Raw genomic sequence first — 12,563 nt, 5'->3', positions numbered from 1 at the left:
GTTTCACCTTGCTCTTCAAAGGGGCGCTATAGTACGCCTTTTTGGCAGCGGTGAAAAGGTCAATAAATGACCTGAGCAAAACTTTTTTACTTGACTTTTGATTGGTGGGAAGTCAGCGCCAGTGCGCTCTGGCGCCGCCTTTACCGCTATTTGCGTACTCCTGTCAAGCGGCTCCAATCTTCTTTGTGAACGGCTTCGTCCATCTCGAACCATTGAGCGTAAAATTCGCGGATCTCTTCGGCTTGTTCCTGTAATAAGCCGGACAGCGCCAGTTTGCCACCCGGACGAACCAACTCGGCGATCAGGGGGGCCAGTTCCCGTAGCGGTCCGGCCAGAATATTGGCAACCAACACATCGGCCTGAATACCTTTGGGTTGATCTTCAGGCAGATAGAGGCTGAGTCTGTCATCCACGCCGTTGCGCTTGGCATTGTCGCGGGAGGCGTCTATCGCCTGGTAGTCTATGTCTATGCCTATGGCGTTGGTTGCGCCCAGCTTGAGACCAGCGACCGCCAGAATGCCGGAACCGCAGCCGAAGTCGACCAGCTGTTTACCTTGCAGATCCAGGCCATCGAGCCACTCCAGGCACAGGGCCGTTGTGGGATGAGTGCCTGTGCCAAAGGCCAGGCCGGGATCCAGGATCACGTTGACAGCTTCAGGCTCCGGGATTTCACGCCAGCTGGGACAGATCCACAGACGCTTGCCGAACTGAATGGGGTGGAAGCTGTCCATCCATTCGCGTACCCAGTCTTTATCTTCTATCTGCTCTATCTTGTAGTTCAGCTTGCCTTCGAGGAAGGGCAGTTGCTTGAGCATCTCGACTGTGGGAGTCAGATCTGTGCCGGCATCGAACAGAGCGACCACCACAGTGTCGGCCCAAAGTGGGGTTTCTCCCAGTTTGGGCTCAAAAATCGGCGTATCTTTACCATCTTCAAAGGTGATGGACACGCTGCCTTCCTCCAGCAACAGGTCGCTGAGTGTCTCGGCGTGCTCGCTGCTGCTGTGGATACGTAACTGGATCCAGGGCATGGAATCTTCTCTCGTGGGGGACAATAAAGCGCTATTGTAAGCCATAGGCTGCCGGCCTTGCCAGCACACCGGGGTAAAGAGGGCGGAGTGAAACCCGGTTTCAGGTTTGTTCGGTCAGCGGTTGGATTTACGGTAATTTGCTGTCTTTTTTGTTTTAAAGTTTCAAATAAACGTTTGATTTGTAGTGGATAATTGGTATTACCTCTGTTTTGCTGAAAGTGGTTTATTTGTGAGCGTGATCAGATAATCCCCCACTTTCGATTGAGGCAGGTCACATTCAGACTCCTTGGGCATTGGCGCAGTTTGGCTGTGAGTTATGTTGTAGATCCCAAGGATCTGTACCCAAAAAACATGCTGACAAAATATCACATCCCCGAGCGCTGGCTCGGTCATGCCAACAGCCACCACTGGTCGGCCAGAGCCGATCGCCTGCAGAGTGCCAGCGGCATTTTGCTGGGCATGTTTCTGTTGGCGCATCTTCACTTCGAATCCAGCATCATGCTGGGTAAAGAGGCTTTCTATAAGGTAGTGCAGGTGCTGGAAGGCGGTTGGTTCAGTGCCAGTGGCCACGGTTACCCACTGCTGACGCAACTCTTCTCTGTGTTTATTCTGCTGGTGGTGATACTGCATGCCGCCATGGCGCTCAGGCGCTTTCCGGCGCAGCTCGGCCAATGGCGGGCGCTGCGCAGCCATCTGCATCTGATCAAACACCGCGACAGCCACGCCTGGTTCTGGCAGTTGGCTACCGGCTTTATCCTATTCTTCCTGGTGCCCATGCACCTGGTCACCATGATAGCCAATCCGGAAATCGGCCCCAATATGTCGGCCTACCGAGTCTGGCACGACAACACCTGGCTGCTGTATATCCTGCTGCTGCCTGCGGTGGTGATCCACGCCATGATAGGCCTGTATCGGGTGGCGGTGAAATGGGGCCTCAGCTTTAACCGCACTGGCCTGAGAAAAATAGCCAAGCTATTGATTGTATACCTTATTTTGCTTGGTTTGGGCAGTTTGGTGACCTATATGCTGCTAGGTAATGAGCTGAGCCTGCCGCTGCAGCCGTTCGTTCCCGGTTAACTCAATATCAGTTAAAGGTAAATTAACCGGCAGAAATTTGATCTGCCTCAGGGTTCGTTCGCCCTTTGTGATCCACATTGGTTTTACTATCTTTAAGCGGTTAAGCCATTGGATGACAGGGAGAATACGGATGATACGACTGAGTGAGCGCTGGGGCGGCTGGTTGGATCTGGGGCAGAGTGCTTCAGGCGTGTTGTTGGCGCTGTTTTTGTGGACTCACCTGTTGCTGGTGTCTTCAATATTGCTGGGGGCGCCGGCAATGGAATGGGTGGCCTGCAACATGGAGCTGAGTTTTCTCAGTGACGATGGCAACGGCTATCCCTGGGTGGTGAGCCTGATAGCCATAGCCGTTGCCGGGTTGGCGTTGTTGCATGTGTTGGTGGCCTTGCACAAGTTGCCTCTGTCGCTCAGGCAGCAAAAGGCTCTGAAACAGCAACTAGTGCAAATTGATCATGGCGATACCCGCTTGTGGGTGTGGCAGGCTGCTACCGGAGTGGTGATTTTGCTGTTGCTTCCTGTGCATCTTTGGTTGGTGGGTTCGGCCCCGGAAACCATAGGGCCACAGGGCTCGGCCGACAGGATTTGGAACCAGTATGCCTGGGCCTTGTACCTGCCACTGCTGCTGACAGTGGAGTTACATGCCGCCATAGGACTGTACCGGGTGGCATTGAAATGGGGCGCGGCGCGGGATCTCAACAGCCGGGCGCGCCTTAGAAAAATTAAAACCATACTCAGTGTGGCGTTTGTCGCCGTAGGTCTGGCGTCCTTGCTGGCTTTTTGGCCCCACGCGAGCTGAGTATCGATAACCCAAACAAATAGCTTTAGGGCAAACGGCATTGGGCCGTCCCATAAGGAGTGTGCGTGAAACTCATCTATACGGATTCGTTGGTTGTCGGCGCCGGATTGGCGGGTCTGCGGGTAGCCATCGCTTCCAAAGAGCGTGGCCTGGATACCCTGGTACTGTCGCTGATCCCTGCCAAGCGTTCCCACTCGGCCGCGGCCCAGGGCGGCATGCAGGCCAGTCTCGGCAATACCGTCAAGGGCATGGGCGACAGCGAAGATGTGCATTTTCAGGACACGGTCAAAGGCTCAGACTGGGGCTGCGATCAGCAGGTGGCACGAATGTTCGCCCACTGTGCTCCCAAGGCGGTGCGTGAGCTGGCCAACTGGGGCGTACCCTGGACCAGGGTGACTGCCGGGCCGCGTCAAGTAGTGGTCAATGCCGAAAAAGTAACTCTGGAAGAAGCCGCCGAGGCTCACGGGCTGATCAACGCCCGCGACTTTGGCGGCACCAAGAAATGGCGCACCTGTTACACCGCCGATGGTACCGGCCACTCGCTGCTGTATGCGGTGGACAATAAGGCGATCTCCATGGAGATCCCAGTGCATGAGCGGGTCGAGGCGCTGAAACTCATTCACGACGGCAGCCGCTGCCATGGGGTCATTGCCCGCTGTTTGATCACAGGTGAACTCAGGGCCTATATCGCCCGGGCCACCACCATAGCCACAGGCGGCTATGGCCGTATCTATGAGGTGTCCACCAATGCGGTGATCTGTGAGGGTATCGGCCAGGCGCTGGCGCTGGAAACCGGGGTCGCGACCCTTGGCAATATGGAAGCCGTACAGTTCCACCCCACGGCCATAGTGCCCGTGGGCATTCTGACCACAGAGGGCTGCCGCGGAGACGGTGGCTTGCTGCGGGATAAAGACGGCTACCGCTTTATGCCCGACTATGAGCCGGAAAAGAAAGAGCTGGCCTCGCGTGACGTGGTATCACGGCGTATGACAGAACATATGCGTAAGGGCAAGGGAGTCGATAGCCCCTATGGCCCTCACCTGTGGCTGGATATCACCCTGCTGGGGCGCAAGCATGTGGAAACCAACCTGCGGGAAGTCAAAGAGATCTGCGAGAACTTCCTCGGCATAGATCCGGCCGAAGAGTGGATCCCGGTGCGGCCGACCCAACACTATTCCATGGGCGGTATTCGCACCAATCACACAGGAGAGAGCCAGCAGCTCAAGGGGCTGTTCAGTGTCGGTGAGGCAGCCTGTTGGGACATGCATGGCTTTAACCGTCTGGGCGGGAATTCGCTGGCGGAAACCGTGGTCGGCGGCATGATCATAGGTAAATATGTGGCCGACTTCTGCGAGCAGGAGGAGCTGGTGCTGGATACGGCGCTGGTGCAGCGTTTCCGTGATGAGCTCAACCAGGAGATAGACGAGCTGCTGGCTCGGGAGCAGGGCGAGAGCCCGTTTGAGCTCAAGCGCCTGATGCAAAGAGTGATGATGGACTATGTCGGCATCTTCCGTAACGGCCCAGAGCTGGAAAAGGCGGTGGCCGAACTCAAGGATTTGCTGGCTCGCTCGCGCAATATTGTGGTCACCTGCAAGAAGCGCCACGCCAACCCCGAGTTGGTCGAGGCCCTACGGGTCAGGCGTATGCTTAAGGTGGCGCTGACTGTGGCCTGCGGCGCCCTGGCGCGTACCGAGAGTCGTGGCGCCCATGCCCGCGAGGATTACCCGCAGCGTAACGACAAAGACTGGCTCAGCCGTACCCTGGCCAGCTGGCCGGACGCCGATGCGCTGGAGCCTGTGCTCAGCTACGAGGCGCTGGATGTGATGCAGATGGAACTGCCGCCCGGTTATCGCGGCTATGGTGCCGACAATGCCATTGCCCATCCGGATACCGCCAAACGCGAGCAGGAGATTGCCGCCATTCTCGCGACTTTGGGGCCGGATGCCGGCGCTGAAGACAAGCAGCGGGCACTGATGCCGTTCGAACTGCCGGAAAGCCTGCGCCCCGGCAACGAGCGCCTGAGCGACCGTCTGGCTTGCCCACAGACTTCAACCCCTTCTCAGCCTAACCCTGCCGGAGATGACAACGCATGAGTGGCCGCACTTTAACCTTCAGGATCTTCCGTTACGACCCACAGCAAGCGGGAGACAAGCCACAAATGGTGGACTATCAGCTGCAAGAAACCCCGGGGATGACGGTATTTATCGCCCTCAATCGCCTCAGGGAGGAGCAGGACCCATCGCTGCAGTTCGACTTTGTCTGTCGCGCCGGGATTTGCGGCAGCTGCGCCATGGTGATCAACGGCTTTCCTACCTTGGCTTGCCGCACCTTGACCGCCAAATATCCAGATGGACTGATCACCCTGATGCCGCTGCCAGGCTTTGAGCTGATAGGGGATCTGTCGGTCAATACAGGCAAGTTTATGCGTGAGCTGGCTGAAAGGCTCAAGCTGTGGCTGCACCCCAAGCCGGAACAGCAGGATATCCACCATCTGGAAGCCCCAATGGACCCGGAGGAAGCCGCCAGACTCTATGAACTGGAGCGCTGTGTAGAGTGCGGTGTCTGTGTCTCGGCCTGCGCCACCAAGCAGATGCGCGACACCTTTGTTGGCGCCGTCGGCATGATGAAAATCGCCCGCTTCGAGCTGGATAGCCGTGATGCCCGCAGCGCCGAGGACTTCTACCATGTGATAGGCAATCAGGATGGGGTATTCGGTTGTATGACCCTGCTGGGATGTCAGGATAATTGTCCTAAAGACTTGCCCCATATGCAGCAGATAGCCTACCTGCGCCGCAAGATGGCCAGTACCTTGCTTTAAAGTGACTAAGCCTTCAGAGAAATATGCCTTCAGAGAACTAAGCCCTTAAAGAGCTAAGCTGAGGTTCAAACAGAAAAGCCCGGAAAATTCCGGGCTTTTTTGTTGACTGTTGAGTCTGGCTAACTGAGTGAAAGCCGTTATGCCTGCTCGCGGGCGATGGCGCGATAGCCTATGTCGGTTCTGAAATAGACATCGTCCCAATGGACTTCATCCACCAAGGCATAAGCGGCCTGCTGGGCCTCGGTCACTGTGTTGCCCAAAGCCGTGGCGCACAATACCCGGCCGCCATTGGTGACTACATGGCCATCGACCATCTTGGTACCGGCGTGGAACACCTTGGCTTCATTATTGCCGAGTGACAGCCCTTCGATAACATCACCCTTGCGGTAATCATCCGGATAGCCCCCGGCGGCCATGACCACACCGACGGCGGCACGCTGATCATATTCGGCGCTGACCTTGTCCAGCTCACCACGGCAGGCGGCTAGGCAGAGCTCCACCAGATCCGACTTGAGGCGCATCATGATAGGTTGAGTCTCGGGGTCGCCAAAGCGGCAGTTGTATTCCAGCACCTTGGCGCTGCCATCGGCGGCAACCATCAAGCCGGCATAGAGGAAGCCGGTGTAGACATTGCCTTCGGCGGCCATGCCGTCAACCGTTGGCCGGATAACATTGGCCATGACCCAATCATGCACTGTTTGGGTGACGACCGGCGCCGGGGAGTAAGCACCCATGCCGCCTGTGTTGGGGCCGTTGTCGGCGTTGTCACGGGCCTTGTGATCCTGGCTGGTGGCCATAGGCAGAATATTGTTGCCGTCGACCATCACGATAAAGCTGGCTTCTTCGCCGCGGAGAAACTCCTCAACGACCACTCTGGAGCCGGCTTCGCCGAACTTGTTGCCTGCCAGCATATCGTCGATGGCGGCATCGGCCTCGGTTTGATCCTGGGCGATGATCACCCCTTTACCTGCGGCCAGACCATCGGCCTTGATCACCACAGGGAAACCTGTGCGACCGGCAAGCTCGGTAACATAGGCCTTGGCCGGGGCAATTTCAGTAAAGTTCTGGTAGTCGGCGGTTGGGATCCGGTGGCGGGCAAGAAAGTCTTTGGTAAAGGCCTTGGAGCCTTCCAGTTGCGCTGCCGCTTCGGTGGGGCCAAAGATATTCAGGCCTTCGGCGCGGAAGGCATCGACCACTCCCAGTACCAGAGGGGCCTCTGGGCCGACTATGGTAAGGGCTATCTGTTGTTGCTTGGCAAAGGCCAGTAGCGCCGGGATATCCGTGGCTTCTATCGCCAGGTTTTCCAGCTTGGGCTCCAGCGCCGTGCCGGCATTCCCCGGAGCAACAAATACGGTTTCCACGGCGGGAGATTGCGCTGCCTTCCAGGCCAGGGCATGTTCACGACCACCACCACCAATCACGAGTACTTGCATCTTCTTATCCTTTTTCGCTTAACGCCTTGCGGGCAGGTTCAGGCCGGGCAGGGCTTTGTTACGGCGAATCGCCGGAGGTTATTCCGGCGATAAGTTCATTGCATCAGTGCAGGCCGGTTTGGGCCTGCTGACTATCAGTGACGGAAGTGGCGCATATTGGTAAATACCATGGCCATTCCATGCTCGTCTGCAGCGGCAATCACCTCTTCATCGCGGATGGAGCCACCGGGTTGAATGATGCAGCTGATACCGGCAGCAGCAGCGGCATCGATACCGTCACGGAAGGGGAAGAAGGCATCGGATGCCATCACTGAACCTTCCACGACCAAGCCTTCATCGGCGGCCTTGATACCGGCGATTTTGGCGCTGTAGACCCGGCTCATTTGACCTGCGCCCACCCCTATGGTCATGCCGTCTTTGGCATAAACAATGGCGTTGGACTTAACGAATTTGGCGACCTTCCAACAGAACAGCAGATCTTTGATTTCTTCGGCAGTAGGTTGACGCTTGCTGACCACCTTGAGGTCGGCTTCGGTCACCATGCCCTGATCTCTGTCCTGGATCAGCAGACCACCGTTGACCCGCTTGTAATCCAGGCCCTTGGTGCGGCCTTGCCACTGACCACATTCAAGCAGACGGACATTGGCTTTCTTGGCAACCAGCTCGCGGGCTTGCTCGCTGACTTTAGGAGCGATGATCACTTCAACAAACTGACGCTCGACAATGGCCGCCGCGGTGGCGCCGTCCAGCTCACGGTTGAAGGCGATGATGCCGCCGAAGGCTGAGGTAGGGTCTGTCTTGAAGGCGCGGTTGTAAGCGTCCAGTAGATCGCTGCCCAGGGCGACACCACAGGGGTTGGCGTGCTTGACGATAACGCAGGCGGGTTGCTCAAATTCCTTGACGCATTCCAGCGCGGCGTCGGTGTCGGCGATATTGTTGTAAGACAGCGCCTTACCCTGCAGTTGCACGGCAGTGGCGACCGAGGCTTCGTCTGTGTTGAGGTCAACATAGAAGGCGGCACTCTGGTGGCTGTTCTCGCCGTAACGCAGATCTTGCTTCTTCAGCAACTGAGTGTTGAAGGTGCGCGGGAACTTGGAATCCTGGTGACACTCGTCCTTGCTGTGGGCCGGAACCTGAGTGCCGAAGTAGTTGGCTATCATGCCATCATAGGCGGCCGTATGTTCAAAGGCGGCAATGGCCAGATCAAAACGGGTCGCCAGAGTGGTTGAACCCTGGTGGGCCGCCATTTCTGCCAGTACGCGTTGATAGTCAGAGGCGTTAACTACTATGGTGACGTCTTTATGGTTCTTGGCCGCGGCGCGCACCATGGTCGGGCCGCCGATATCGATATTCTCGATGGCGTCTTCCAGGGTACAACCCGGCTTGGCAACGGTTTCGGCGAAGGGGTAGAGGTTAACGGCCACCAGGTCAATTGGACCTATGCCGTTGGCTTCCATGACGGCTTCGTCCTGGCCACGACGGGCGAGAATACCGCCATGCACTTTGGGATGCAGTGTCTTGACCCGGCCATCCATGATCTCTGGGTGACCTGTGTAGTCTGAAACTTCAATGACAGGTACAGCGTTATCCGCCAGCAAGCGGGCGGTGCCTCCGGTGGACAGCAGTTCAACGCCCTGGGCATGCAGCGCCTTGGCGAACTCCAGGATTCCGGTCTTATCAGATACGCTCAAGAGCGCGCGACGTATGGGTCTGGCATTATTCATTTGGGTACAGTATTCCACTTTTTTATATTCAAGGATCTTTCGGAAAACCAGGCAGTGCTGATTTGCATTGTTTTCCAAAAGTCCCTCGAATGGTCCGGGAACCCTCAAGGCGCGCCGTATTTTAACGTAAAACGATTTGCCGCGGTGTTTTTTCTACGCGTTTCACAATATTGCTCTGCGAACAAGCCAAAACCCCGAAGCGGGATAAAAAACACTTGACCTTGGATTAAGCTCTAAGCTTTATACTTGAATAGGAATTATTAGCAGGAACTGCATATGTACAGGATAGGTGAACTGGCCAAGCGCTTTGATATCAAGGCCGATACCCTGAGGTTTTACGAGAAACACGGCCTGCTGGCACCCTCTATGCGCACCGAATCCGGTTACCGGGTCTACAGCGACAGGGATGCCGAGCGGCTGAAGTTTATTCTCAGGGCCAAGGCGGTAGGTTTTACCCTGGGGGAGATAGCCGAGCTTTTGTCCATTGAACTGGATAAGTCCAACCGTGCCTGCAGCGATGTCAAAGGCATGGTGGACGACAAGTTGGATAAGGTGCAGCAGAAAATTGCCGAGCTTAATCAGTTCCGCCAGTCTTTGCAGTTACTGTCTGATACCTGCTGTGGCGGCCCTGAAAGTGCCGAGCATTGTTCGATTTTGGAGGCGTTGGAGTCCTGTGACGATGAGCTGTCCCCCAGAGTCGAAACCGGCAAGGGTCACAAGCACAGTCATGCCAATAGCCGTGTAAGTAGGGGCGCAAAATCATGTTGATGGATAATTTTATTGAGCTGTTTCTCGAGTCGGCCCCCTGGCTGCTATTGGGGCTGGTGCTGGCGGGGCTGCTAAAGGTTTTTGTTCCCATGAGCTGGATGCAAAAACAATTGGGGGGCCATGGCCTCAAGACCACTGTCAAGGCGGCCCTGCTGGGCGCGCCTTTGCCGCTGTGTTCCTGCGGCGTTATCCCGGCCGCCGTTGGCCTGAGACGCAGTGGCGCCTCCAAGGCGGCCACCACCTCTTTTCTGGTATCGACCCCTGAAACCGGTGTCGATTCGGTCACTGTGTCCTATGTTCTGCTCGGCCCCTTTATGGCGATTGTCAGACCTATTGCCGCGGTATGCAGTGCCATAGTGGCGGGTTTGCTGGTTGGCCGCGATGATGAGCCGGTTTTGCCCTCTGAGGTAGTGAAGAAGAGCGAGCCGGAGAAGGCTCAAGCCAAAACAGTGGCTCAGTTCAAGCCGGCAGCCGCCGAGACCTACAGTTCTCTCAAGGCCACGCCGACACAAGCTCAGAGTTCCTGCTATGCCCCGGCCAAGGTGCAAGAGGCAGACTGCTGCAGTACGGTTAAGATCAGTACCGCTAAGGCCAGCACCGTCGGCGGGTCTTGTTGCTCTTCGCTCAAGGAAGAAGCCACTCAGTCCTGCTGCTCTCAACCTAAGGTAGAGGCGGCTTCATGTTGTTCATCATCGCAATCGGCCTCGAACTGCTGCGACAGTGACGATATGGCAGCTGAACTCAAGTCGAAGTCTGTCTTGCATAGAGTGCTGGCCGGTCTCAAGTATGCTGCCACGGATCTGGTGCGTGACACCGCCATCTGGTTGCTGGTGGGGTTGTTCTTTGCCGCACTGGTACAGACCTATGTGCCGGGAGACTTCCTGGCCCAATGGGGCGGCGGTATTCTGGCCATGTTGGTGATGGTTCTCATCTCCATCCCCATGTATATCTGTGCCACAGCTTCGACGCCGATAGCCGCCGGCTTGTTGCTGGCCGGGGTTTCCCCGGGCGCCGTATTGGTGTTTATGCTGGCGGGACCTGCCACCAACATAGCCTCCCTAGGCGTAGTCGCCAAAGAGATGGGTAAACGGGCGCTTTACGGCTATCTTGGCGGGGTACTCGGGGTGGCACTGCTGGCCGGAATGCTGGTGAACTTGCTGGTGGCGAACTTTGGTTTTGAAGTGATGCCGCAGATAGGGGAAGAGCACCAGTTACTGCCACAGGCTGTGGTCAACTGGTCGGGGATTATTCTGGCGCTGCTGATGGCCAAGGTGATTTACGACAAGATCCCCAGGCGTTGGCTGCGGCGGGATTGCTGCTCCGGCTGACGCTCCACTGCACAAGGGAAAGGCGCTCGATTGAGCGCCTTTCGTTTTATCTATTGCCAAACAGGGGCTGTGAAGGGAGAGGGTCATTTGCCTTGTTTGATATTCTCCACAGGATTGAGTTTGGCCTGTTTCTTGGCTATTTTGGCGGCCCGCTTCTCCTTGGCAGAGTGCATGGGTTTCTTCTTTTGCTCTTTGCTGTTTCTGTGCTCTTTCATGGTGTTTATTCCATTGATAGCGGAAGCCTGGCTGGGGTTTATCTCCCCGCTTCCTGCAATTTAAGATCCACTTACAGCTGGCATACCGGTCAGTCAGACACCGGCGTGATTCAACCAGTTGGTCGGCCTGGGCCGACTCGGATATTTTACGCCTGTTGCCGAAATACTGCTGTCGGCTTCAATAGAATATTTGAGAATAAGTTTTTGTTTTTGAGATGGTATTTGACTAAGGAGCGCGAACAAGTTTTATCTGTGCTCTGTGTCGGCTTGCATACCTGGACGCAAGGCGCGGTTCGCAGCCAATAGCCCTGGCCCTTTGCGAGAATTTCCCAAGAGTATTTCACTACAAAGTGGCCAGGGCCGTGCGAAAGATTGTGTGAGAGAGTGAGTGAAAGCCTGGGCAAATCAGTCGCTGCTACAACCCTTCTTTAAAGTGCTTCCGCCTTGAGCATGGCTCTTGGGCGTCTGGCACGATACTGCACCAGACTGACCCCGGTCAGCACCAAGGCACCGCCGACATAGTGAGGGACCCCCAACTGCTCACCCAGTAACGTGGATGCCAGCACGGCGGTGAAGATTGGCATCAGGTTCATAAAGATGGCGGTTCTCTCTGTGCCCAGCAGGGCAATCGCCTTGATCCAGGCCCAGGGCGCCAGAATCGAGGCACAGATAGCGGCATAGGCTATCAAGGGCAGTGAAGCCTGGGTGATGCTGATACTGCTGGCAAAGAGCAGCAGGGGTGACAGCATGAACACGGCGAACAGTATCTGCATATACAGCAGGTCCCAGGTCGGCAGTTGCAGCGACCAGCGTTTTAACAGCACGCCATAGAGGGCGTAGACCACGGCGGCCAGCAACAACAAGAGATCGCCGGGTACCACAGAGGTTGACAGCCGGGCCAAGTCGCCTTGGCTGAGCATAAACAGCAAACCGCTGAAAGAGATAAAGGCGCCAAGCAGTGCCAATTTGGAAAGTCTCACTCCGAGCAAAGGCACCGCCAGTAGCAGGCTGAGAACCGGCACCAGAGAAGTGATCAATGCCATATTAGTGGCGCTGGTGGTCGCGGCGGCAAAATACGCCAGGCTTTGGTTCAGCACCATTCCCAGGCTTGCCAGCACGGCGAGTTTGCCAAGATGGGGACGGATCATGGCGCGGCGGCGCCAAACCCCAGGGAGCAGCACTGGGGTCAAGAGCAAAAGTGCAAAAGCCCAACGGTAGAAAGAGATGGCTTCCGGCGCTATGACACCGGCGGAAAGTTTATTGACCAGACTATTGCCGGCCCAGATGGCTACGGCCAACAAGGGAAACAGATACAAAACAGGGCTCCTCAGAACTACGAGCAAGGCTCAACAGACAAACCTGGGTTGGATAATACG

The 12,563-nt window shown here is 56.4% G+C and carries 11 protein-coding genes; 6 read left to right on the top strand and 5 right to left on the bottom strand.

From position 1 onward, the window contains the following. Positions 1 to 146: 146 nt before the first annotated feature. A complete protein-coding gene (gene prmA, locus ACMHXI_RS01240; protein ID WP_025011337.1) occupies positions 147 to 1,028 on the bottom strand; it encodes a 50S ribosomal protein L11 methyltransferase in 882 nt (293 codons plus the stop codon). A gap of 351 nt (positions 1,029 to 1,379) precedes the next feature. Here prmA and ACMHXI_RS01235 point away from each other — a divergent pair, with 351 nt between their 5' ends. The 4 genes from ACMHXI_RS01235 to ACMHXI_RS01220 all read left to right on the top strand — a co-directional run bounded on the left by ACMHXI_RS01235 (position 1,380) and on the right by ACMHXI_RS01220 (position 5,719). Continuing rightward, entirely contained in the window at positions 1,380 to 2,105 is a 726-nt protein-coding gene (locus ACMHXI_RS01235) for a fumarate reductase cytochrome b subunit (RefSeq protein ID WP_025011336.1), read from the top strand. A 130-nt stretch (positions 2,106 to 2,235) separates the two neighbouring features. Further along, complete coding sequence (locus tag ACMHXI_RS01230; protein WP_145839096.1) at positions 2,236 to 2,901, top strand: fumarate reductase cytochrome b subunit; 666 nt, start codon at positions 2,236 to 2,238, stop codon at positions 2,899 to 2,901. 65 nt (positions 2,902 to 2,966) lie between these two features. Next, the gene (locus ACMHXI_RS01225; protein WP_413733799.1) at positions 2,967 to 4,994 is read left to right on the top strand and encodes a fumarate reductase flavoprotein subunit; all 2,028 of its coding nucleotides are present in this window, start codon (positions 2,967 to 2,969) and stop codon (positions 4,992 to 4,994) included. Then, positions 4,991 to 5,719: a fumarate reductase iron-sulfur subunit gene (locus tag ACMHXI_RS01220; protein ID WP_413733797.1), complete on the top strand. Its 729-nt coding sequence runs from the start codon at positions 4,991 to 4,993 to the stop codon at positions 5,717 to 5,719. The genes ACMHXI_RS01225 and ACMHXI_RS01220 overlap by 4 nt, the downstream gene beginning before the upstream one ends. Positions 5,720 to 5,856: 137 nt before the next feature. On the opposite strand, the gene purD is transcribed toward ACMHXI_RS01220, so the two are convergent. After that, complete coding sequence (purD, locus tag ACMHXI_RS01215) at positions 5,857 to 7,152, bottom strand: phosphoribosylamine--glycine ligase (RefSeq protein ID WP_208224503.1); 1,296 nt, start codon at positions 7,150 to 7,152, stop codon at positions 5,857 to 5,859. Between the two features lie 134 nt (positions 7,153 to 7,286). Next, positions 7,287 to 8,876: a bifunctional phosphoribosylaminoimidazolecarboxamide formyltransferase/IMP cyclohydrolase gene (purH, locus tag ACMHXI_RS01210; RefSeq protein ID WP_028781381.1), complete on the bottom strand. Its 1,590-nt coding sequence runs from the start codon at positions 8,874 to 8,876 to the stop codon at positions 7,287 to 7,289. Between the two features lie 276 nt (positions 8,877 to 9,152). On the opposite strand from purH, the gene zntR reads away from it, so the two are divergent. Both zntR and ACMHXI_RS01200 read left to right on the top strand, forming a co-directional pair. Further along, positions 9,153 to 9,644, top strand: coding sequence for a Zn(2+)-responsive transcriptional regulator (gene zntR / locus ACMHXI_RS01205; protein WP_413733795.1), 492 nt, complete (start codon positions 9,153 to 9,155; stop codon positions 9,642 to 9,644). Then, positions 9,638 to 10,972, top strand: a complete 1,335-nt coding sequence (locus tag ACMHXI_RS01200; RefSeq protein ID WP_413733793.1) for an SO_0444 family Cu/Zn efflux transporter — start codon at positions 9,638 to 9,640, stop codon at positions 10,970 to 10,972. Before zntR ends, ACMHXI_RS01200 begins: the two co-directional genes overlap by 7 nt. 83 nt (positions 10,973 to 11,055) lie before the next feature. On the opposite strand, the gene ACMHXI_RS01195 is transcribed toward ACMHXI_RS01200, so the two are convergent. Both ACMHXI_RS01195 and ACMHXI_RS01190 read right to left on the bottom strand, forming a co-directional pair. After that, positions 11,056 to 11,187: a hypothetical protein gene (locus ACMHXI_RS01195; RefSeq protein ID WP_256873029.1), complete on the bottom strand. Its 132-nt coding sequence runs from the start codon at positions 11,185 to 11,187 to the stop codon at positions 11,056 to 11,058. 428 nt (positions 11,188 to 11,615) lie between these two features. Next, positions 11,616 to 12,503, bottom strand: a complete 888-nt coding sequence (locus tag ACMHXI_RS01190; RefSeq protein WP_243756802.1) for a DMT family transporter — start codon at positions 12,501 to 12,503, stop codon at positions 11,616 to 11,618. Positions 12,504 to 12,563 lie beyond the last annotated feature (60 nt).

Origin of the sequence: Shewanella sp. BJSY2023SW005 (assembly GCF_047314585.1) — a bacterium.
Taxonomy (GTDB): Bacteria; Pseudomonadota; Gammaproteobacteria; order Enterobacterales; family Shewanellaceae; genus Shewanella; species Shewanella algae.
Note: the sequence above shows the minus strand (reverse complement) of the source record. Positions and strands in the feature narration are given on the sequence as shown.